This is a genomic window from Burkholderia sp. Ac-20349, from assembly GCF_017104865.1.
Taxonomy (GTDB): Bacteria; Pseudomonadota; Gammaproteobacteria; order Burkholderiales; family Burkholderiaceae; genus Burkholderia; species Burkholderia aenigmatica.
In genome coordinates this window covers 1-21,743 of record NZ_JAAGPM010000131.1, presented here as the reverse complement: position 1 = coordinate 21,743, position 21,743 = coordinate 1, and the positions used below count along the sequence as shown (strand labels likewise).

Annotated in this window: 17 protein-coding genes; 6 read left to right on the top strand and 11 right to left on the bottom strand. The window is 65.8% G+C overall.

The features are described from left to right. Both G3N61_RS30765 and G3N61_RS30760 read right to left on the bottom strand, forming a co-directional pair. Positions 1-274: aldehyde dehydrogenase family protein (locus tag G3N61_RS30765; RefSeq protein ID WP_205824300.1), on the bottom strand; the 274-nt coding region annotated here is incomplete at its 3' end. Between the two features lie 507 nt (positions 275-781). After that, the gene (locus G3N61_RS30760) at positions 782-1,213 is read right to left on the bottom strand and encodes a carboxymuconolactone decarboxylase family protein (protein WP_089454421.1); all 432 of its coding nucleotides are present in this window, start codon (positions 1,211-1,213) and stop codon (positions 782-784) included. Between the two features lie 435 nt (positions 1,214-1,648). Here G3N61_RS30760 and G3N61_RS40340 point away from each other — a divergent pair, with 435 nt between their 5' ends. After that, positions 1,649-2,890, top strand: a complete 1,242-nt coding sequence (locus tag G3N61_RS40340) for a glycosyltransferase family 9 protein (RefSeq protein WP_205824299.1) — start codon at positions 1,649-1,651, stop codon at positions 2,888-2,890. Positions 2,891-3,058: 168 nt separating this feature from the next. On the opposite strand, the gene G3N61_RS30750 is transcribed toward G3N61_RS40340, so the two are convergent. After that, a complete protein-coding gene (locus G3N61_RS30750; protein ID WP_241017980.1) occupies positions 3,059-4,933 on the bottom strand; it encodes a tetratricopeptide repeat-containing glycosyltransferase family protein in 1,875 nt (624 codons plus the stop codon). After that, positions 4,930-8,706, bottom strand: coding sequence for a tetratricopeptide repeat protein (locus G3N61_RS30745; RefSeq protein WP_205824298.1), 3,777 nt, complete (start codon positions 8,704-8,706; stop codon positions 4,930-4,932). Before G3N61_RS30745 ends, G3N61_RS30750 begins: the two co-directional genes overlap by 4 nt. 317 nt (positions 8,707-9,023) lie before the next feature. On the opposite strand from G3N61_RS30745, the gene G3N61_RS30740 reads away from it, so the two are divergent. After that, entirely contained in the window at positions 9,024-9,443 is a 420-nt protein-coding gene (locus tag G3N61_RS30740) for a hypothetical protein (RefSeq protein ID WP_241017979.1), read from the top strand. 134 nt (positions 9,444-9,577) lie between these two features. On the opposite strand, the gene G3N61_RS30735 is transcribed toward G3N61_RS30740, so the two are convergent. Beyond that, complete coding sequence (locus tag G3N61_RS30735) at positions 9,578-10,576, bottom strand: ABC transporter substrate-binding protein (RefSeq protein WP_205824297.1); 999 nt, start codon at positions 10,574-10,576, stop codon at positions 9,578-9,580. Positions 10,577-10,626: 50 nt separating this feature from the next. Beyond that, positions 10,627-10,971, bottom strand: a complete 345-nt coding sequence (locus G3N61_RS30730) for a DUF3088 domain-containing protein (RefSeq protein ID WP_205824296.1) — start codon at positions 10,969-10,971, stop codon at positions 10,627-10,629. Between the two features lie 486 nt (positions 10,972-11,457). On the opposite strand from G3N61_RS30730, the gene G3N61_RS30725 reads away from it, so the two are divergent. Continuing rightward, on the top strand, positions 11,458-12,642 hold the full coding sequence (locus G3N61_RS30725; RefSeq protein ID WP_089454414.1) for a porin: 1,185 nt from the start codon (positions 11,458-11,460) through the stop codon (positions 12,640-12,642). 392 nt (positions 12,643-13,034) lie between these two features. Further along, positions 13,035-14,222, top strand: coding sequence for an LLM class flavin-dependent oxidoreductase (locus G3N61_RS30720; protein WP_205824295.1), 1,188 nt, complete (start codon positions 13,035-13,037; stop codon positions 14,220-14,222). A gap of 39 nt (positions 14,223-14,261) precedes the next feature. On the opposite strand, the gene G3N61_RS30715 is transcribed toward G3N61_RS30720, so the two are convergent. The 4 genes from G3N61_RS30715 to G3N61_RS30700 form a co-directional block, all read right to left on the bottom strand. Then, a complete protein-coding gene (locus tag G3N61_RS30715) occupies positions 14,262-15,479 on the bottom strand; it encodes an acyl-CoA dehydrogenase family protein (protein ID WP_043187761.1) in 1,218 nt (405 codons plus the stop codon). Positions 15,480-15,778: 299 nt separating this feature from the next. Continuing rightward, on the bottom strand, positions 15,779-16,027 hold the full coding sequence (locus tag G3N61_RS30710; protein WP_205824294.1) for a hypothetical protein: 249 nt from the start codon (positions 16,025-16,027) through the stop codon (positions 15,779-15,781). Positions 16,028-16,112: 85 nt separating this feature from the next. Further along, positions 16,113-17,399: a hypothetical protein gene (locus tag G3N61_RS30705; protein WP_205824293.1), complete on the bottom strand. Its 1,287-nt coding sequence runs from the start codon at positions 17,397-17,399 to the stop codon at positions 16,113-16,115. Positions 17,400-17,461: 62 nt separating this feature from the next. Further along, on the bottom strand, positions 17,462-17,821 hold the full coding sequence (locus G3N61_RS30700) for a hypothetical protein (RefSeq protein WP_155292032.1): 360 nt from the start codon (positions 17,819-17,821) through the stop codon (positions 17,462-17,464). A 208-nt stretch (positions 17,822-18,029) separates the two neighbouring features. On the opposite strand from G3N61_RS30700, the gene G3N61_RS30695 reads away from it, so the two are divergent. Beyond that, positions 18,030-18,383, top strand: a complete 354-nt coding sequence (locus G3N61_RS30695; protein WP_089454409.1) for a helix-turn-helix transcriptional regulator — start codon at positions 18,030-18,032, stop codon at positions 18,381-18,383. A 21-nt stretch (positions 18,384-18,404) separates the two neighbouring features. Here G3N61_RS30695 and G3N61_RS30690 read toward each other — a convergent pair whose 3' ends face one another. Next, positions 18,405-19,802 carry a caspase family protein gene (locus G3N61_RS30690; protein ID WP_205824292.1) on the bottom strand — a complete coding sequence of 466 codons (1,398 nt, stop codon included), beginning with the start codon at positions 19,800-19,802 and terminating at the stop codon, positions 18,405-18,407. A 639-nt stretch (positions 19,803-20,441) separates the two neighbouring features. Between G3N61_RS30690 and G3N61_RS40160 the strand changes: the two genes are divergently transcribed. Continuing rightward, the coding region (locus G3N61_RS40160) for a zinc-ribbon domain-containing protein (protein WP_205824291.1) at positions 20,442-21,743 on the top strand (1,302 nt) is incomplete at its 3' end.

Below are 21,743 nucleotides of genomic sequence, written 5' to 3'. Positions count from 1 at the left end.
CATCGAAGTGCGTTTCCGCGACGGCGGCCGCGCGGCGCAGAACCGCCGCGCGTTCGTCGTACGGCAGGCCGATCCACGCGCGCTGCGCGCGATGCGCGGCCACCGCCGCGTCGGCCACGGCCGCACCGTCCGCGACGCCGATGCGGCCGAGCGTGTTGCCGGTCGCGGGTTCGATCACGTCGGCCACGTGCGGGCTGGCGTGCCAGCGCCCGTTGAAGGTCTTGCCGTGCCAGAGGGCGGCGTCGAACAGTGCCGTGTTGTTGCTGCTATCCATGTACGCTCCTGAAGAAATCGCAACCCGCCGAATCGGGATCGTGACCGCCCCGACCGGCATCCGCGCGACGGTAGGCGACCGGGAGCACGCGGCGCTATCCGGGTTTGTTCCCACCCGCCGCACCCGCGCCGGTCGGTGGGGCGAGGCATCGACGTGTACGGAAACTGAACACTCCGGTACGCCGTGCGAAGGGTGTGTCGATGCCACACTCACGGCCCGCGCCAAAGCGGCTCTGGCAACAGTCAAGGGCGACCGGACGCGGGTCGACCCGACGCACCGATCGATGTGCATCCAAACCCGATCACGGCATGGGAAAGGGGGTTGCGGGCGTGCGCTGTCGACGTGTCCGGCACCGCCGGCCCGACGTCGAACGAGCCGTCGGCGGACGTGCAGCCCCGGCAAGCCTGGAGAACGATTTTTTAAGCGAACTGCTCTACGTCGGATCGGCAAGCGCGTTGCCGGACTGGTCGGGCACTTCGCGGGTAGCGAATGCGACCCATTCGAACTTCACTGACGCATGCCGATCGCCAAACGATTGAAGGCGCTCATCAGGGCGACCGCGAAGCTCAGGTCGGCGATTTCAGCGTCGCTGAAATGTGCTTTCAGCGGTTCGAAATCCTCATCGGGCGCGTGGCTTTCCGCCACGTCCGCCAGCGATTCCGTCCAGGCCAGCGCCACGCGCTCGCGTTCGCTGAAATGCGGACTCACGCGCCAGCCGGCCAGACTGTCCAGCTTCGCATCCGGCACACCGCCGGCGCGCAGCGCCGCCGCGTGCATCTCCAGGCAGAAGGCGCAGCCATTTATCTGCGAAACCCGCAGGTAAACCAGTTCGATCAACTGTTTCCCGAGGCTGCTCTTCTCCAGCGCCTTCTTGGTGGCGCCGAAGCCTCGGTAAGCGTCGGGCGACAGCGTCTGGTAGGGCAAGCGAAGTGTACTCATGTTGATTTCCTTGTGATGAAGCCTGCATCTTAGGAAAATCTTGCCCCACTCTAAAGGTGCAAAAAATGATGGAATGAATGGGACATCGCACCGAACGGACGGCAGTTGAAACCGCACCGGCAGCACGATGTGCCAATCCATATGCAACGGTATCGGCGCTATCGGGACGCAATTGCCGCCTACTCGTTTCGATTGGCAACCGGCTTGCCGAGAACGCACCGCGTCGTGCAAGCAATGCGAGATAATCGGGATCGTTCCGCAACACAGGCCGGTGCGAAGGCGAGCGCCTGTCACCGAGGTCGCCGCTCTCGTTGCGCCAGGTTGAAGCGCACGTCGCAGCGCAAACCGTGCCCGAGACAGAAACAGACGTCGAGCATATGATCGCGCCTGGGCCGGCTCCATTTCACAGGGGATAACTTGACAAGCGACCACTCCGTGCTCGACAGCGCATATCAGGCCTATCTACGGGACAAATCCGCGAGCACCGGGCTTGCGCTGTGTCGCGCGCTCAGACGCTCGGGTCACGCCGAAGAAGCGATCCGGGTGGTGAAGGAAATTGCAGACCGGGTTGACGACCCGTTTCTGCGCGCGCAGATCGGCATCGACATGAACCATCTCGGCCTTTTTGCGCAGGCCGAAACGCTGTTGATGCAATCGCTCACGGAGCTTCACCACGAACCGGACCTCCGGGTGTTGAGCGCCGAACTGGTGATCGCACGCTACGCGCAAGGTCATTTCCGCGAAGCCCACGCGCTCAATCGGAGATCGCGCGATGCATGGGGGCGAGCCGGCGTGGTTTCAAATATTTATCCCGCGCATACGAGCGAGTACGGGCGAATTATCGACAAGCTGCTTCGATTTGACGCGTCAGTCGCCGGACGGCGCGTGCTCATCCTTCAGGAAGGCGGTCTTGGCGATGTCATCATGTTTTCCCGGTATCTGCATTTGTTGCGGGACGAAGGTGCCTCGGCCATCGTATTGCAGGTGCCACGCATATTGGCGCCGATATTCGCCGCCTATGACTGGATCACGATTGTCGAGAACGCCAGCGATGCCATTGATCAAAGCGACTGCATCCTCTGCACCTTTGACCTGTTTGTCCGGTATCAGACGACGCCCTACTTCCCCAGCTGGACGAATTCATACGTACAGGCGCCAACCGGACGAGAACTGACGCCACGTCTTGCCGACACGTTCAACAATCGACGCGATGGCGTTCGCGAGATAGGCTTGATTTGGCGCAGCAATACGTCGGTGCGCCACGAACCGTATCGATCCATCTCACTGGCGCAACTCGAGCCATTGTTCAGTGCGCCGGCGACCCGTTTCCACGCGCTGCAGTTCGGCAAGATCACCGATGAAGAGCAAGCGCTGCTGGATAAACACGGCATTGGCGTCATTGGCGACGAGCTGAGCGATCTCGGCGATACCGCCGTCGTCCTCAATGCGCTGGATTTGTTGATTGCGGTGGATACCGGGCCGGCTCACCTCGCCGGCGCACTCGGGCGGCCAGTGTGGGTGTTGCTGTCGGCCGCATGCGACGAGCGCTGGTCCAACAGCCATCGCGATACGCCGTGGTACCGATCGATGCAGTTGTATCGGCAGGCGACGTTGGGCGACTGGAGCAGACCGGTACGGGAGATGGCGGATGCGCTGTCCGGCAATGACTCGGCGTAGTAGCCGGTACCGAGGTCTGGCGCCGTGGCACGCGCACCTGTCGGTACGATTGCCCACGGCGTCGTGATTGCACCGGGATGCCTGGCACCGCACACCTCACTCGTCAAAGTGACGTTCATCGCACCAAGCATGCGTCGATGATCCGTTGCGACCGCAACGTGTCGCCCGTCACTCCACGCGGCGCAAGCCCCCGCGCTCCGCTTCCAGGGCATCACGCACCGCCTCGGTAACGCTACGCCAGTTACCGGGTGCCGCCTGACGAAAGGTCCGAATCTGCGGATACCAGGGCCCCGTATCGCCCTGCGCGCCCCAGCGCCACTCCGGCGCACCGAGCATGACCCACGCGGGCAGGCCCAGCGAGCCGGCCAGGTGCACGGGCGCCGAGCAGATCGAGATGGTCAGGTCCAGGGATGCGGCAAATACCGCCGTATCGTAAAGATCGTTCCATTCATCGGATCGATTCAGGATGGACAGTCCGCTACGTGCCGCGAAATCCGGCTCGAGCGGATGTTTCTGCAGCACGAACCAGTCGACGTTTTCAATCCCGGCCAACGGCTGGAGATCTTCAGGCGCAAGACTGCGAGCGCGCCCCGCAAAATAATTGGGTGACGTGTCCCAGCACAAGCCGATTCGCAGCCGATCGGATGCGCGACGGCGGTCGTCCAGTGCCCTGGCGGCATCCGCGGCCTTCAGCTTGATATAGCCGTCCCGGTAGGTGGGTACCACCCCTTCGCACGCCCCCAGTCTCGCGGGCAGCAAGTTTTCGAAGATCCAGTAGTCGTAGCTGCCCCAGGTCTCGACCGGCCAGGCGCTCAACAATTCATCGACGCCTTCGAGTTCGCGCAGCAGCTGCATCAATTCCGGTTTGACGCAGAGCGTGACATGGGCGCCCGCTGCCTTCAGGTCCCGGGCGTAACGTGCGTACATCAGGCAATCGCCAAGGCCGAGATGGCTGATCACCAGAATGCGCTTGCCTTCGAGAGACTGCCCGCGCCACAAGCGGTCGTGATGGGTGGTCAGGACACCGGGGCCGCTGCCGAGCGACGCAAGATCGGCCAGCATGTCATATCGGCGCCAGCCGGCCTTCGTGTCGCCCAGCAGCAAGAGCAGATTCGCAAGGGGAAACAGGACGTCCCCTCGATAGGGATCGTGTTCGGCGGCCCGGTACAGATAGCCCAGGCTTTCTTCAAAGCGCCCCAGCAAGTAGAGCGAGATGCCGCCCTGCACGAGCGCGCCGATCTCCGTCGGGTACTGCTCCAGGATCGCGCGCGCGATGCGTACGGCACCTTCATGATCTTCGAGGAATCGATGACGTGCCCGCAACGCGATGGTCAGGTCGCCGAATTCGGCCGCCTTCAAGCCATGCCGGCGTGACGTATCGAAGTCGAGCATCTGAAAACTCGCATCGGCAAGCATCAGATGCAGCTCCGCATTGGACGGAAATGCGGCCAGGCCCTCTTTCAAACTGGCGATGGCGGCGGCGCGATCGTTCAGATGATTGAAGTAGATCAGCGCCCTTTCGCGCCACGGCAGGGTCGACTCGGGTGTCGCGGCGATGGCGCGATCGCAAGCGTCGAGTGCTTGCCTTGTCTGCCCCTGACGCAAGAGTGCGTCCAGATAGGGTTTCAGAACGAGGTCGTGACGTGGATATTTTTCAAACAGGACCTGGAAAAGATCAACCGCCCGGTCGAACTGTCCGGCAGCCTCCGCGTCGCGCACCTGTGCAGCGACGCCATTGAAGTCCTCATCAAACGACATCCCGTTCCCCGATAGTAAGTTATGCGATGCGACAGCATCGATTCGTCCATCATGCTTCTGCCGCTCCGCCACATTGCTCGACGCAACGCACGATTGCCAATCGGCGACGCCAGTTCCGTGTGGCGGCGACTCGATCTCATGGGCCGAAAGGGCCGCATACCGGCGTTTTCCGCCGTTTTCGAATTTCGTTTGGCGGTGCGAGCGCCAGGTTTTACTGTGTCGCGCATTATCCAGCAGATTCTTTTTCCCCAATATCCGTCGCGCCGGCGCATGTGGCGTGGTCAATCCGCGTTCGTCAGGTCGAGGGTGTCCGGCGGTAATCCGCTGGCATAGCGCTGCACGACGATGCGGTAAGCGTGCTCCAGATGACGCACGAAGCGACGCGTGTCGAAGAGCAGTGACCGATCCCGCGCGTCACGGAGCTTTTGCCTGATTGCGTCGAGCCTGCGTGGCGAGCGTGCAAGCTCCACTGCAATGGCTTCATAGGCGTCGAGATCCGGCGCGATCAACTGCGGCAAACCGAGCGCCGCCAGCAGGCTCGCGCCATACCGGCTGGCAAACGTGTCGCCCGGCACCGTCAGTACCGGCAACCCGCACCAAAGCGCGCAGCTTGCCGTGGCCCCGGCGTTGAACGGAACAGTATCGAGGAAGAGATCGGCGCAGGCCTGCCGTGCGAAGTGTTCGGCCAACGGCACGCGTGGTGCAAAGACGATCCGGTCGGGATCGAGCCCGCGCGCGGCCGCTTCGCGCCGCAAGTTGTCCTGTGCAATTTCGCTGTCTCGACAGTGGAGCCAGAGCACACTGCCGTCGACCGCCTTGAGGATGCTGACCCAGCGTTCGAACATGAACGGCAGCAGCTTCACGGGATCGTTGAAGCAGCTGAATACGAATCCGTGCGCCGGCAGCCCATAGGCCGAACGATCCAGCTGCCTGCCGGGCTGCTCGCGATGGCGATCGTTGGGCTGAAACGACCCCGGCAGGTAAATGACCTGCTCTGAGTAGAAGTGCCGGTGCGTGCGCGGAATCACGACCTCGTCGGCGAGGATGTAATCGATAGGGTCGGCGCCCGTACTGGCGGGATAGCCCAGGTAGGCGATCTGTACCGGCGCGACGCGCGCCGCGAACACCGTCGGCCGCGCGCCCATGGTGTGTCCGTTCAGGTCGATGGCGATATCCAGCGTCTCGTTCAGCGCGGTGGCAACGATCTCGTCGGATGTCATGCCGTCGACATCGTGAAAACGATCGAAGGCCGTTCGCGCCCGCATCTGCGCCCGGTCGCGCGGGTCGTTGAAGAACGAAAATGCATGGATCTCGAACTGCTCCCGATCGTGCAGCTCGAACACTTCCGCCATCAACTCCATCATCGGATGCGTGCGGAAGTCCGATGAAAAATAGCCGATGCGGATCTTTCCGCGCGGCGTGCCTGCAGCCCGAAAGACCGAATGCGTTGCGGGCCTGGGAATGCGGTGGGCCACATAGATCCGGGCCGCATCCAGTTGCTGCTGCGGGTCGGCACATACGGCCAGGTAGCGAAACGGTTCGATGGTCGGGCGGCCCTCGGCCACCCGGGACGCGATGTCCTGCTGTAGCCGGTCAAGCCCGTCCCAGTCGAACGTGCGCAACTGCGCGGTCAACAACGCGCCCAGCACCCAGGGCTCGTCGGGATTGACCGCAACCGCACGTTTGTAACGCCGGGCCGCTTCGTCGTAACGCGCCAATCGGTCGAGCATGACCGCACTGTTGTTGAGCGCCCTCGCATCGTTCGGGTTCTGCGCCAGGATGCGTTCGCTCGTCTCCAGCGCCGCTTCATTGCACATGAGCCCGGCCAGCGCGGCGGTACGGTTGTGCAGCAGTTCAATTCGGTCGGGGTGGAATGCCAGCCCCCGGTCGCAACATTCAAGACACAACCGAAACTGTTGCTTCAGCAACAACGCGTAAGCGCGGGTGCATAGCGCACTCAACTGGGAAGGATCGAGTTGCAACGCCTGATCGGTCTGCTCGAGCGCTTCGTCGACGCGGCCAAGACCGTTGAGCGACTGCGCCCGATAGCCCAGCAGGTAGGCTCGAACGGACGGATCCGCTGCGGTTGAGAGGGCTGCATCGTAAAAGGCGACCGCCTCCGCCAAACGGCGCTGCTGACACAGCTGCAGGCCCTGCGAAAACAGCCGGTCCAGTTCTTCCTGAGGTGCCGCCGATACGCGCGACGCATTCCGTTCGTCACGCAGGTGCTCGAGCGCCCCCGCAACACGCTCGACGACATCGCTCCACTGCCCCGGTTCCGATTGACGGAACAGCCGCGCCTGCGGATACCACGGCGAATCGTCGCGATCCGCGAGCCAGCGCCAGCAGCCGTCGAAGCGCGACAGGATCCAGACCGGCTTGCCCAATGCGCCCGCCACATGCGCAACCGACGTATCGACGGTAATCACGAGATCCAGATAGGCGATGATCGCCGCCGTGTCCGCGAAGTCGCGCACCTGCGCCATCGGATCGACAGGACGCAGCGACGGCGGAATCGTGTCGATCTGCCGGCGGGCCGTGTCGCCCTTCTGCAGGCTCACGAAACTCACGCCCGGAATCTGCAGCAGCGGCAGATACGCGCTTGCCGGAAGCGAGCGCCGGCGATCCGTCGCGTGTGCCTGCGGCTGATCGGGGCGCGGATCGCCCGCCCAGACCAGCCCGACCTTCAGGCCGGCGGCCGGCACGCTGCCCCGCCAGTGCTCGACGAGCGGTGCCGGCACGTGCAGATAGGGCACCGTCGCGGGTATCGTGTCGAGCGTCGTGCCGCAGCGTAACGGAAGACTCATGATCGGGACGGCGTAATCGTGTGCCGGCAGCGCCGCCGCCTCGTCAATCCCGACGCAACGATCCACGCCGTCGACCGTTGCGATCAGGCGCGTCAACGCGGCCGGACACACCACCGTCAGCCTCGACACTCCGCGCTGCTTGAGCAGCGGCAGATAGCGCGCGAATTGCACGACATCGCCGAACCCCTGCTCGGGCCAGACGACCAGCGATTTTCCGTCGAGCGGTTCGCCCTGCCAGCGCGGCGCCGGCAGGCTTGCCAGAACGCGATACGACGAAGCGTCGCCCCAGTGCGAAGAAGGCTGGAAGCGCGCTTCGTAGTGCCGCCACCCGGCTTCGTACTGCCCCATTGCCAGCAGCACCAGGCTCAGGTTGAACGTGGTCGGCACGCGGTCGTGATCGAGCGTCAGCGCGTGTCTCAACGCGGCAGCGGCCTCGTCCAGCCTGCCGACCTCATGCAGCAGTCGGCCCAGGTTGTTCCATACCTCCGCGAACGACGGATCGTGGGCGAGCACGTCGCGGTAACACGCTTCGGCCTCGCCGTATCGCTGCTGGGCGAACAGCACGTTGCCGAGGTTGCCTCGCGCCTCGCGCGCGTCGGGTTGCAGCGAAACCGCACGCCGGAAACAAGTCTCAGCTTCCGGCAACCGTCCGAGCGTGTGAAGCAGCGTGCCGAACCGGTTGAGCGTCGCGGGGGCGTTCGGCTCGTGCACGAGCGATTCCCGATAATGCTGCTCCGCTTCGCCGGCCTGCCCGAGCGCCTGAAGCAGTATCGCCAGATCGGCATGCACCACGGCGTCGCCCGGGCGGGCGCTCACCGCCTCGCGCAACGTGCGTTCGGCTTCGGCGTGACGGCCCGTGACCTGCAGCAGCAGGCCGAGCCTGCGCAACACCGGACCATGACCGGGATGCAACGCCAATAAGCGGCGGTAGCAGGCCTCCGCTTCATCGAAGCGATGACCATCATGAAGCAGCAGGCCGAGATTGACGCACGCGTCCACGTTCTCGGGGTGAACCTCGATGGCTCGCCGGTAGCAATGCTCCGCCTCGCCGGCATTCCCTTCGTCTTCGAGCAGAATACCGAGATTGTTCAGTGCCTCGGTGTAATCGGGGTAAAGCGCAAGCGCCGCCCGGTAATGCCGCGCCGCATCCGCTGCCTGCCCGGCGTGATGCGCGGCGACACCTGCTGAAAATTCCGCGTTTGCCGCGCCGACGCGTGGCGCGTCGCTGCCCGTAACGTTGTGTTCGCTCATGTTCGACTGGATGGGTGACGCGTCGCCATTGCCATCGGTTCAATCCGCCCGGTGCCCCGCTCCGGAACAAACCCGGTAGATGCTTCGGAAACCGATCAGGTTCATATTTCGTGCCGGAACGGCAATGCTGCGACTGCGGCCATGCCGGAGCGCTGCCTTCACGCACGCTACCGACGACAAGGTGTCCGATTATTATCACGGCGCGACATCCCGATGCAGCATAAAAATGCGTTGCTGCCCGCGACATTTGTTAAATAGCTTGAATGACCGTCAATGGGCCAATGATTTGCCGTACTATCCGGCCGTCATCCTGGCTGATGCCGAACACGGTCGACCGACCTTGGGCAACGGCCGTGGTTTTTTATTTTCGGGAGCTCGAGCCGGGCGCCGATTTCATTCGAACGCTAGGACCGATCATGTTTCAGTCCCCCGGAGATTCCTTCGTCAACGGTTCGTTGCTGGGCCTGTGTGTCGAGGTTCCGCTTGCCGCGATCGTTTCGCTGGCGATGCACGGCGTCGACTGGAACGGGCAGCGCATCGCGATGCTCATCGCCACGCCGGTCCTGCTCGCATGCATCGCCCTGCTGACCCGCCCGGTGGCATTCAGCACGGTATGGAAGCACAAACGCTCGCCGTTCGAGCTCGACGACAACGTGCGCGCGTCGATTTACGGCCGACTCTGCGGGATTGCGATCGGCGTCGTGTTCGGCATCATGGTGGCGACGACGTTCGCCTGATCCGGTCACGCAGGCATTCACGACGAGGCTCACACCGCGCGTGAAGCCTGGTTCGCGGACGGATAGCCGCACTTTCGACAGCGCGTGTTCGCCCGAATCTCCCGCTCACCTGAGCGTCTTCTCATGGCCTCCGATCACGTCGTCGCCAGCAGCGCGTTGAACGACGTATCCCAGAGCGGCGCGACATTGGCCGGCCCATCCAGCACACCGATCCGCGCAAACACATCGGCCACCTGCTGATGCTGCGCCACCACGTCGGGCGTGACCGGCAGCAGCGCGTAGTCTTCGCTGCGCTGCTCGAACATCGCGACGAGATCGGCAACCGGCACGCGCGTCTCGCGGTTCTGCGCGAGCGCATGGTCGCGGACATGCCCGTTCGCCCACGCATACGCGCGCCGAAACCGCAGCAGCAGATCGCCCGTCGCCGCGCGACGGCGCGCATCGTCGAGCGTGCGCGGGTTCGCATAGACCGGAAAATTGCCCGACAGATAGCCCTTCCCCGTCTTCAGTACGCGCGCACCGTAGCGATTGCGCGCAAGCTGGCCGTTGTAGCCGTAGATCGCCCATGCGTCGATATCGCCGCGGTCGTAGGCGGATAGCCCGTCGGTCGGCGACAGGTTGATCGGCTGGATGTCGTCGAAGCCCAGGCCAGCCTCCCTGAGCTGGCGATACAGGAAGTAGTGCGATGTCGTTGCACGCACGTACCCGACGCGCTTGCCCTTCAGATCCGCGATGCTGCGGATCGACGCGTCCTTGCGCGCGAGCGTGACCTGGTTGTTGAGGTCTTCGCGCACACGGGTGATGAGCCGGACGTTGGCCTTCTGGCGCGCGGCGAACACGGCCGGAATTTCGCTGCCCGAACCGATGTCGAGCGCATCCGCATTGAGCGCCTCGATGTGCAGCACGCCGTTGTTCAGCTCGCGCCAGTCGATCCGGTATGGCGTGTCGGCCAGCCCGGCCGCCTGCAGCAGCGCACGCCAGCCGCCCTTGTAGGTCGCGACGCGCAACGTGGTGCCGGCGAGGTCGGGGGTGACGGCGGCCACCGCGAACGCGGCCCTCGCGGCGAACGGGGCCGCTACGACCGCGGTGCCGGCCAGCAGCAAACGGCGGCGTGCCGCCGAAATGGACGACATCGGATACTCCTGTTTGTCGGTCGATCGAATGGGACGTGAAAAACGCCGCGTCAATGCAGCGCTGGAAATCCGTGGCGCTCGGCCAGCAGCTCGAGGATGCGGCGCGCGTCGGTGACGAAGTGCACGTCGCCGAGCGCCTGTGCGTCGTCCGGTGCCGGCAGATCGCGGCCGAGCACGAGGACCGGCAACCCCTGGTGCGCATCGTCGAGCGCGTCGATCACCGCGTGCCGCGGCCGCTCGAAGCCGACGCGTTGCACGTCGATGCGGCCTGCGCGATCCGGCGCGCTCGCGAGCAGCCCCTCGATCGACAGCCCATGCGGACAGACGAAGCGTTGGCCCGGATGCTTCGGATCGGCAAAGCCCGGCTCCAGCAAAAACAGCACATCGCGACTCATGTGAAACGGCTCCCGTGTTCGTTGTTCAGCCGGGACGAACGCGCGCTTGCGCACCCTTCTGTTCCCGGAGCATGCCGGCCCGAGGCCGGATGCCCGACTCTACCGTTACCCGTCGCACGGCCCTACCAACGTTTTGCGGAATCGATATGCGGATGCACGTAGCGCATCGGCTACTTGCCGCACAGCGTGCGTTGCATAAAAACATCGTGTGCCGGTCCGGATGTATTGCGGATATCGAACCATTTCATCGATCGATATGACGACGCCCGCGTGTTTCCGGCGCTCGACGTTCGCCGTTCGCGCGATGCGGTCGCAGCAGCAGGGGTACCGGACGCAATCGCGACGCCCATGCCGGGCTAGCGGCAACGCACATTACAAATCGGCCGCGCCGCGATTTACAAACCACGGATCGGCCGTTCGCCGGCGCGACCGTCGTCCATAGCATCGTGATCCTCGCAGACGTACCCATAAAAACAGAGGATAGTCATGATCAAAAAATCGGTAGTCCTGGGTTTGGTTTCGATCGCTTCGGTCAGCGCGCAGGCGCAGAGTTCGGTCACGTTGTACGGCGTCGTCGATGCCGGTTTCGCTTATACGAACAACCAGGGCGGCGCGAGCAACATCCAGCAGACGAGCGGCAAGCTGAGCGGCAGCCGCTGGGGCCTGAAAGGCGTGGAAGATCTCGGCGGCGGCCTGAAGGCGGTCTTCACGCTCGAAAGCGGCTTCCGGCCGAGCGACGGCGGGCTCGGCCAGGGCGGCCGCCTGTTCGGCCGCTCCGCGTACGTGGGGCTGGCCAGGTCGGGTATCGGCACGCTGACCTTCGGCCGCCAGTACGAGCCGATCACCGACCTGGTCGCGCAGTACTCGGGGTCCGGCTTCTGGTCGCCGGCCACGCACGTGGGCGACAACGACAACATGAACCAGAGCTTCCGGCTCAACAACGCGGTGAAGTTCCGCAGCGACACGATCGCCGGCTTCACGGCCGACCTGCTCTATGCGTTCAGCAACCAGGCCAACGGCGGCGCGGGCACCGGGTTCTCGAACAACAACGCGTGGGGCGCGTCGGCGAACTACGTGAACGGCCCGTTGTCGGTGGGCGCCGGCTATGTGCGCTTCAATCATCCGAATTCGACGTCGAATACGAGCGGCGCCGTGGGCGGCGCGACCTCGACCACCGGCAACGACTATAGCGGCGCGTTCTTCTACGGGCTGAACGGCGGCGTGCGCAAGCAGCAGATCGGCGTGGCGGGCGCGAACTACGCGCTCGGCCGGGCGACGCTCGGCTTCGCGTGGAGCCACACGCAGCTCGACTATCTCGACGGCTCGTCGCGCAAGTTCAACAACTACGACGTGAACGCGCGTTACCAGATCACGCCGGCGGCCACGCTGATCGGCGTCTATACGTTCACCGACGGGCGCGCGAGCGGCCTGCCGGGCACCGGCGGCCAGACGCTGAAGCCGCGCTGGCACCAGTTCACGCTCGGTTTCGACTATGCGTTGTCGAAGCGCACCGACCTCTACCTGTCCGGCATCTACCAGCTCGCGGCCGGCGATCCGAGCACGGCAACGGCGGGTGGTTATCGCACGATCGCTGCGATCTCGAACATCGGCAGCGCGTCGTCGACCAACCGCCAGGTCGCACTCGTCAGCGGGCTGCGTGTGAAGTTCTGACGGCATGCGCATCGGGCACGGCGCAGCAGGGTGCGATAAGCAAAGCGGGAATCGTTGTTTGCCGCGCCGTGCCCGGTTGTCGAGAATGGGCGTTTCCCCGCGGGCGGTACGCGTTTGACCATGATCGACGCTTGTTTTCCTCTCCGCGCACCGCTCAGCAACCGGCGGGCGGTACTACGCCGGCTCGGCAGCGAATGGGCGGCAGCGATGCTGCCTGCCGGCGGTGCGCTCGCGAGCCAGCCGCCCGCCCTGCTCTATCTACTCGACGTGCCGCGGTGGACGTGCGCGCCCGCGCCACCCTACGGCGTACCGGGGCCGAACGAACGCGACGCGATCCGTCGCAGCGCCCGCCGTTGTCGTCCGGTGCATAGCCAACCCGCAAGGAAGCCCTCATGAGCGACACCTCCCTCGCCACGCCGGTCGCGCCGACGCCGTTCGTCGACGTTCGCTCGCCGGCGGATTTCCCCGACAGCCCGGTGTCGCGCGTCCTCGCTCAGCCGCTGATGCTCGGGCTGTTCCTGCCGATCCAGGCTGGCGGCTGGAGTGCGTCGACGCTGCCGCGCACGACCGACTGGACGTTCGACTACAACGCCGACCTGGTCGCGCGCGCGGAGGCGCTCGGCTTCGATCTCGTGTTCGCGCTGTCGCAGTGGCTGCCGAAAGGCGGCTACGGCGGCGTATTCGACGGCCACGCGCTCGACTCGTTCATGACGCTGGCCGCGCTGACCGCGCGTACCGAACGGATCATCCTGGTCGCGACGAGCCACGTGCTCTACGGGCCGTGGCATCCGCTGCATTTCGCGAAATTCACCGCGACGCTCGATCACATCTCGCGCGGGCGCTGGGGCATCAACGTCGTGACCGGCCACCGCGCGGTCGAGCACGAGATGTTCGGCTGGAACCGGATCGAGCACGACCGGCGTTACGACATGGCCGCCGAGTTTCTCGATGCGGTCCAGCAGTTGTGGGCGCAACCGGACAATTTCAGCTACACGCCCGCGCTGTCGAGCTGGCGGCTGGGCGGTGCATTCGTGACGCCGAAGCCGTGCCATGGCCGCCCGCTGCTGATCAACGCGACGGGCTCCGACGCGGGCATCGACTTCGCGGCACGCTATTCGGACATCGTGTTCGTCACGAGCCCGGCCGGCCCCGACGCCGAACGCGCGCTCGATGCGCTGCCCGCGCATACCGCACGCGTGAAGGCGGCCGCCGCGGCGCGTGGCCGGACGATCCGCACGCTGCTCAACCCGCTCGTGATCTGCCGCGAAACAGCGGCCGAAGCGCGCGCGTACCGCGACGCGATCGTCACGCATGCGGACGAAGGCAGCTTCCACCGTTTCGACAGCGACGCGCACGCATGGCGCGGCGGCTTCGAACAGCGCGCGCAGGCCGCCGCGCGTGCAATCGGCGGCAACATCTCGATCACGGGCTCGCCGGACGAAGTCGCCGATACCATCGTTCGACTGCACCGCGCAGGCATCGACGGCGTCCAGTTGAGCTTCTACGACTTCAAGCCCGATCTCGACTTCTTCGGCGAGCGCGTGCTGCCGCTGCTGCGCGACGCCGGCCTGCGGCGCTGACGTCAGGAAGGGGATGTGGCGCGCACCGGCACGGCCAGGTCAGAATACCCGGCCTTCCGTCAGGTGCGTCGTCACGCCGTTCAGCTCGTAGTCGCCGATCACGCGCGCCTTGTGCAGCAGCGGGTTGTGACTGAAGATCGTGCGCAGGTTGCGCCAGTGCCGGTCGAGGTTGTGTTCGCGCGCCGTCGCCGATGCGCCGCCGACTTCGAACAGCCGCTCCGCCGCATGCAGCGCAAGCTTGCTGACGATGAGCTGCGTGCGTGCCGTCGCGAGCGCACTGTCGAGCACCAGCGCGTGCGCATCGGCATCGCCGGCTTCGATCGCGTCGGCGGAGCGGTCGAGCGCCCGCGCGTTTTCGCGGACGAGCCCGTCGATCGCGTGGCTGTGCGCGGACAGCTCGCCGACGACCTGCTGGATGAAATGATCGTCGCGCGCGGTCGGCGCCGGGCTGTGCAGCGCCGGGCGGCCGTGCGCGAGCACGTAGCGGCGCGCATCGGCGACCACGTTGCGCACGATGCCCGCGCCGGTCGCGACGAGATGCAGTTGCCGCAGCGCGCCGCAATGGCGTCCGACGAGCGTCGAGCCGTCGCGCGCAGCCACTTCGTCCGCGAACACCTGCACGTCGTCGAGCAGCAGGCTGCCGCTCGCGGTCATGCGCTGGCCCATGCCGTCCCAGTCGTCGAGCACCTGCACGCCGTCGCGCGCGACGGGAATGATCACGGCGACTGCGTCGCCCTGTTCGTTTTCCACATTGATGCGTGCGAAGTCGGCAAACGCGGTGCCGGTCGAATAGTATTTGCGGCCCGTCACTCGATAGTGATCGCCGTCCCGGCGCAGCACGGCGGTGTTCTCGCCGGGCCGCGACGTGCCGCGTTCAGTCGACGCGCCGCCGAAGATCGCGCCGGCCCGCGCACGTTCGAGCTGCACGTCGTTGAACGGCGTGCGCGGCGACAGCCGCAGCGTCTCGGTCTGGTCGTAATGGATCCGCAGCGCGTGCGCGAGATTCGAATCGGCGGCGGCCAGCGTCGCAATCGTGTCGAACAGATCGACGAGCGTGCCGCCGAGGCCCCCGCGTGCGACCGGAATCCGCAGCACGCCCAGCGCCGAGCGGCGGAAGATCGCGAAACCCTCGAACGGCAGCTCGCGCCGCGCCTCGCGTGGCGCGGCATCCTGCCCGATCGCATTCGCAAGATCGGGCAGCGCGGCGAGCGCGTCGCGCAACGCGGCGCGCGGATCGACGGCATCACGGGCAGTCATTCGGCAGGTCCTTGTTCGAGAAAATCGGGCGCTGCGTCGCGCGATCGCGGCATTCGCGAACCGCCGCATGCGCAGCATCGCAAAGTATAGGGACGCGCCCGGCGCGCGCGAAAAACCGATTTCAGCTTTTGTTATGCGTGTGCCGGGAATGGTCGTGCACCGTCGCGTCATGGTGGGATGCGCCGGCGCTGGCGCTGCGCGGTCGCGCGTGTCGAATACGGACCGGGCCGATCGCGGCCGGCGTGACGCCGTCGACGGGGCGGGTACGTGCATCGCGTCGTCCGGATACCGGATGTCGGTCAGCCTGTGCTCGTCGTGGATGCGTATCGGTGGCACGACCTCCACGCTCGCGCGGCCGACGCCTTCGCACACGGCCGGGTGCGGGCCACATTGGCTTTGACGGCGGGCGGCCGGATGGCATTGGCCGAGATCGAGATCGGATGGGTCGGGCTCGATGTGGTCAGCATGTCCTGCATCGCGTACCAGCCGCCGTCCAGGGTTTCCAGCACGGTGGCCGCGTCGCCGTCAACACGCTCGAGAATACACATTGCAGGCTAGGCGGACACGTCGCGCAGACGCGCCCGCCCGGGCCTCCCTGCAATCACGGCACCCGCGGCCACGTGCGCTGCCGCGTTACTGCTTGCTGCACAGCCCCATCACGAAGAAGCCGGAGCCGTTCGGCTCATCCAGCCAGTACATCGTCGAATTGTTGACCGGCAGCAGCACCGTCGTTTCCTTTTCCTTCGCGAGCTGGATCTGGGCGGCGATCAGCCCGTCGATCCCCTGGGTGACGATCGGGTCGCTCTGGGTACGCGCGGCGGTATCGAGGTCGAACGCCGCGTTGAAGTAGAGCGGGGTTTTCGTCTGGCCGTCCGGGCTCACCATCTGCGTGCCGCTGATCGTCGACTGGACCACGTCGGCCTTGCCCGTCAGCCGGTTACCGACGGTGGTGTCGGGCTCGACACACACCCACTGGCCGTCATAGGCGCCACTCGCGAGCGTGCGCGTCGTCGTGAGCACCATCGAGCCGGTACGCGGCGTGCCCTCGGGCGACGTGCCGAAGCGGTCGACCAGCAACGTCACGTTGCCGCCCTGCCGCGTGACGAAGGCACGGCCGTTGATTTTCCCGCCCACCATCATGTCGAACGCGCCGGGATAGGTCGTCTGGTCCGGATCCGGCACGAACGTCGCGGTATCGACGAGCGCCGCCCCGGTATCCGTGTCCAGGTTCGTGCAGGTATCGGCATACGGCTTGCCGAAGCAGAAGCGGGCGCTGCCGTCCGCGTTGATCCGAACCTGCCCGGCCTCCGGCTCCTGCGTGCCGACCGGCACGCCGTCCTGGCGGCGATCCCCGGCCAGCGACACGAAGCTGTATGCGCCCGCCAGCGACGCGACATCGGTCACGCCGTTGTTCGTCAGCGCGAGTTGCCCCTGCAGCAAGCCGCCGCCGCCGAGCAGGTTCGGCACGTTGGACAACGAACCGCTCAACAGGCCCGCACCGTTGTCGTCCTTCGTCAGCGAAAGCGACAGCGACAACGCGGCGATCTGGTCGGGAGACAGCGTCACGCCCGGGCCCGCAGCCAGGTTCGACACCACGAACTGTCCGTTGCCCGCGGTCCGGTAAGTGCCGATCACCTGGCCGGCCAGGCCGAATTGCGAGTTGACGAACGTCAGCGTCAACTGGCCGGCAGTCGGCCGATCGACGTCGATGCGGATCGTGTCGCCGAATCCGACCGTGCCGACATAGCTCGAACCGGACGCGAGCGGCGTCACGGCCGCGCTGGTGGCGCCCGACCCGTTCGTCCCGCCGGGGCTGGTGGTGGCCGCCGGGCTGCCCGAGTCGCCGCCGCCGCCGCAAGCGGCGAGCAGGATCGATACGCTGGCGCTGATGCCGAACACGAGAAGTTTGGAAGATTTCATGGTTTTAATGGGAAGGTGACAAATGGACAGACTCAATGGACAGGTCGATGCCGGCGCGCCGCTCAGGCCGGCGAGCCGGCATCGAACGCGCGAAAACGCGCGCGCAGCAGCGGATGCGCGTCGACCAGCCGCGCGCAGAGCTCCGGGAAGCGCCGCAGAAACGGAATCAGGGCCGTGTCGTCGCGGGAAAACATGCCCTGGTTCGTCGGGCAATCCAGCACGACCTTGGTCTGGCCGTCGCTGATCTCGATGCGCGGCCAGGCAAGACAGATGAAGCATCCGCCGATGAATATGTTGGTATCCGAATGAAATTCGCGCGGAACGGACTTCATGATGAATTGCAGTGCCCTGGATTCCATGGATGGTCGCAGCCTGTCAGTGACTCGTCCGATTCGCACGCACTCGTCGAATGCATGCGGCATCGACGCTCCGTTCGGGCGTCTTGCCTGTCTATTCGGATCGCCACGGCATTTGTTCGGTCGGTGAGCACTTTTTTTTCGTGTCGAGCCCAACCGACGACGTCGCGTTGAATGCCATGACACTACCTTTTAGGTTGCATTGAAACTTATTGAGACCTGTCTGTCAACAAGTAGCAATGCGACTATTCAGGTCGTGTCATGAGGTGAGCACATGGACCAAGAAGAAGCACAGGCCCTGGCGGAGTGCGTCGGGCGCGCGATTGCCCGCAAACGGGTGGAAGCCGGCCTGACCCAGGAACAGGTGGCCGAGCAGTTGTCGCTCGGGCGGGAGGCGATCGCGCGGATCGAGCGTGGCACGTCGATTCCGACCATCGTGCGCCTCGCCGAATTCGCGGCGCTGTTCGGCTGCGCGACCGAGGAATTGCTGACGGGGGCGTCGCCGAGAATCGACGATCAGACGTTGACGATCATGCGCAACCTGCGCGAACTGGCACCGCGCGACCGGCAGATGCTGGTCGAATGGGTGGAAACGTTTGCACAACGCCTGCGGCGCCATCGCGACTGACCACGCGCCGCGCCGGCAGTGCTATTGCGCCGGGGCGCGCCCGGCGCGATGGCCGGCATCCCGCAGCATCAGGTTCAGCGCATCCGACCAGTTCTGCGCGTCGCTGCCCTGCCCGCGCGCCGCCCGCAACTGCGCGAGATCGAGCTTGGCGCGTACGACGTCCTGCGCCGCCGCACGGGCCAGCCATTTCTCGGCTTCGCCGTAGTCGCGCGCGACCAGCTTGCCCTCGAAATAGGTTTCGCCGAGAAGCGTCTGCGCGATCGGGTAATTCATCTGCGCCGCACGCCGGTAATACGCGAGTGCCGCGCGCGGATCGCGGCGCGTGCCGAATCCGCCCTCGGCAATCCTGCCGAGCGTGGTCAACGCGGCCGCGTCATTCGAGCGTGCCCGCAACGCGCGGATCGACGCACCGTCCGCCTGCTGCGCGGCGGCTTCGATCCGGTGCTCCGCGTCGGTCCACGAGTCCTCCCGCTGCTGCTGGGCATCCGTTTCGGCGCGCGCGGCAGCGGATCCGGGTGCGGTTGCGGCCGGCCACACCGGCTCCCCGCCGCTCCCGCGCACCGCGCCGCGCTGCGCCGGCGGCGCAACGGCGGGCCGCGCGGCCGCGGTTCCCGGCTGCGCGATCGTCAGGTCGCCGATCAGGCCGCTGGCGATCCACGGCCGTTGCTGTCCTTGGGTCACGTCGCTGACCTGTTGCTGCGTATGCTCGAGCGCCTGCTTGAGCGTCGCGCCGGGCGCGGCAAGATAGGTCGACAGGTAGTACGCGAACGGCCCGTTGTCGACCGGCTGACCGAACGTCCGCATCGAATCGTAGGCTGCGGCCTGGTCGGCGGTCGAATACGCGATCAGCTCGCCGCGCGCCGCCGGATCGCGCTTGAGCGACTGGCCGGCACGGCCGCGGGACGGCACGCGGCACGCGTCGATCAGCGCGACAAACGCGTCGGGCCGCGACGCCTTCACCTGCGCGCGCACCGCGTTGAACCGGATGCCCCGTTGCAGCAGCGTGGCACGCGTCATCGCCGCGATCGGGATGCCGGTCTTGACCGGCACGAGAAAATTGTCGCCGCCGGATTCAAAGCCATGGCCCGCGTAGTAGAAAATCGCGACCTGTGCGCCGCGCGCGCGCGTGGCAAGCCAGTCGACCGACGCGTTGAACTCGTCGCGGGTCAGGTCGGTGCCGATCCGCGTCTCGAATCCAAGCTGCGTGAAGGTCCGGCCGATCAGCGCCGCGTCGTTGGCCGGCGAACCCAGCCGGTCGGCGCCGTCATAGGCGGCATTGCCGATCACGAGCGCGACTTTCGCCCCGGTCGCGCGGCCCCCGTCGATCGTTGCGCCGGCCCATCCGGCCCGGGACTGCAACGATGCAACCACCAGAACGGCAACGCACGCGCATGCGCGGCCCGATCGCAAGAAAAACATCCGCACGTTTCCCCGTTGTTGTTTTGGAGCGTCATTCCGAATATCGGAACGGCACCGGTTGACCAACGTCATTCCGGCCGAAGAATACGGCAATTGCGCAATGCAATGTCGATCGGTCTGGTTGAAACCAGCACGACCGGCCAGGGCAATCCAGCTGCGGCACACCGAGTGGGGCGCCGCCAGGTCGAACGAAGGATTTCAGTGCGGCCGCGTGGCAACCGGACGCCAAATCCGGCCCGTATTCGCGTGCGATGAGATGTTCGATAACATAATTTGCGGATGGCGAAACTTCATAATTTCAGTGTAGTATCCGCTCCAGAAGACCATTAGTATTAGCAATCGAAATAATGAAAGCAGTTTGTCAGTTTAAAACTGACGACTAAAGCGGGGAAAGCGTGAATTCGCCATTCAAATCCGGGGCATCCAGATTCGTTACGTCGTACGCGTCCATTCGTGTCGACGAGACCTCCTCTTCTCCTTACCGACCCAATCACGACTGATATTCCGCGCTAAGCGCGCCGCGCCGTTCATTTGCGTGACGAGCGGCCGGTGCAGCGCGACGCCGTGATTCGGACCAGCATGCGCATACCCGCGCGGCGTCGTCATGCCGATCGACGAAAAGAAGAGGATTACTTATTTATGACGCAATGTACGCACTGCGAGAGCGAACTGCCGGACGGCCTGAAGTTCTGCATTAAATGCGGCACCCCCGTCGCAGCCGCTCAGCCTCGGATCGAGGCCGCCGTCCCGCCCTGCCGGCGCTGCCACACCGAGCTGACGCCGAACCAGCGTTTCTGCAACAAGTGCGGGACGCCGGTCGCGTCGTCGAACGACGTCGACGTGATCGACGTCGAGTTGCCCGCACCGCCCGTCGAGCCGGTACGGGCACCTGAACCGGTTCAGCCGTCCGGACAGGTCGCAGCCGAAACGGCGCGCGAGATTCCGCACGGCGCCGCCGAGGTGTCCGGCACGCACGTGGCCCCCGTCGTCGAACCCGCAGAGGCCGATGTTGCCGTGGATGACGCGCCTCCCGTCACGGACATCGCCGAAACGGCGTCGAGCCAGGTGAGCGCGCCGGTGTCATCGCCCGAACCTGCGGCGCCCGCCGCGCGTACGGCGGAGGCACACGATCGCGACGCCGCAGCCGGCACGTCGCATGCGACGCCGGCCGTTGCGGATCCGCAACCCGCGAGCGCGACCGCGACCGCAGCAGCGATCGCCGAAGCGGCTGTCGAGCGTCACGACGTATCCCACGACGTACCGGATGTCGACGTTCCGCCGGCATCAGCTGCGGACGTGCCCGATAGCGCCGTCACGCACGCCGGTGAATCCGCTCCTCCCGTCTCCGTGGTCGAGGAAACGATCGTGCTGCCCGCGTCCGCGCAACCCGAGCGACCGGCATCCGGCGCGGCACCGCAACCGGTCCCGCCGGCCGCCCCGACGAACCGCGACACGTCGGCCACGCCCAAGATCATCGCGGCCGGTGTCGCACTCGTCATCGCCTGCGCAGGCGGCGCATTCTGGTGGCATGGCCGCCATGCGAGCACCCCGGCCGCCCCCGAACCTGCCGCCGCGTCCGCGGTTCCGGCCGTGACGGCCGACGCCGCCTCGGGTCTCGCGGCATCGGGTTCCCTCGCCGCCAGCGCGGTTAGTGCGACGGCTTCGACCGACGCGCCGGCATCCGCACCGATCAATGCGGCCGCGATCAACGCAGCCGCGCTCGCCGCCAGCGCGACCGCACCCGCCTCGACGCCGGCCGTCGTCACGAATGCGGCGCCGGTTGCCGTGCCCGCGACGACGCCAGCGTCGAATGCGCCGCCGGCATCCGTGAATGCACAGCAAACGTCGCCGTTTGCAAACTTGCAGGACAACGCACCCGCGCCGTCCGAACCCGCCGCCGTTGCCGCGGCGCCGCACGTCAAGCCGCGCCCGACGCCGCCC

Excerpts from the sequence above, each read along its gene's own strand:
- G3N61_RS30745 (WP_205824298.1), bottom strand. The coding sequence starts at position 8,706 with ATGAGCGAACACAACGTTACGGGCAGCGACGCGCCACGCGTCGGCGCG.
- G3N61_RS30705 (WP_205824293.1), bottom strand. The coding sequence starts at position 17,399 with ATGAAATCTTCCAAACTTCTCGTGTTCGGCATCAGCGCCAGCGTATCG.
- G3N61_RS30690 (WP_205824292.1), bottom strand. The coding sequence starts at position 19,802 with ATGTTTTTCTTGCGATCGGGCCGCGCATGCGCGTGCGTTGCCGTTCTG.
- G3N61_RS30730 (WP_205824296.1), bottom strand. The coding sequence starts at position 10,971 with ATGAGTCGCGATGTGCTGTTTTTGCTGGAGCCGGGCTTTGCCGATCCG.
- G3N61_RS30760 (WP_089454421.1), bottom strand. The coding sequence starts at position 1,213 with ATGAGTACACTTCGCTTGCCCTACCAGACGCTGTCGCCCGACGCTTAC.
- G3N61_RS30700 (WP_155292032.1), bottom strand. The coding sequence starts at position 17,821 with ATGCCGCATGCATTCGACGAGTGCGTGCGAATCGGACGAGTCACTGAC.
- G3N61_RS30735 (WP_205824297.1), bottom strand. The coding sequence starts at position 10,576 with ATGTCGTCCATTTCGGCGGCACGCCGCCGTTTGCTGCTGGCCGGCACC.
- G3N61_RS30720 (WP_205824295.1), top strand. The coding sequence starts at position 13,035 with ATGAGCGACACCTCCCTCGCCACGCCGGTCGCGCCGACGCCGTTCGTC.
- G3N61_RS30710 (WP_205824294.1), bottom strand. The coding sequence starts at position 16,027 with ATGTGTATTCTCGAGCGTGTTGACGGCGACGCGGCCACCGTGCTGGAA.
- G3N61_RS30725 (WP_089454414.1), top strand. The coding sequence starts at position 11,458 with ATGATCAAAAAATCGGTAGTCCTGGGTTTGGTTTCGATCGCTTCGGTC.
- G3N61_RS30740 (WP_241017979.1), top strand. The coding sequence starts at position 9,024 with ATGCCGAACACGGTCGACCGACCTTGGGCAACGGCCGTGGTTTTTTAT.
- G3N61_RS30715 (WP_043187761.1), bottom strand. The coding sequence starts at position 15,479 with ATGACTGCCCGTGATGCCGTCGATCCGCGCGCCGCGTTGCGCGACGCG.
- G3N61_RS30695 (WP_089454409.1), top strand. The coding sequence starts at position 18,030 with ATGGACCAAGAAGAAGCACAGGCCCTGGCGGAGTGCGTCGGGCGCGCG.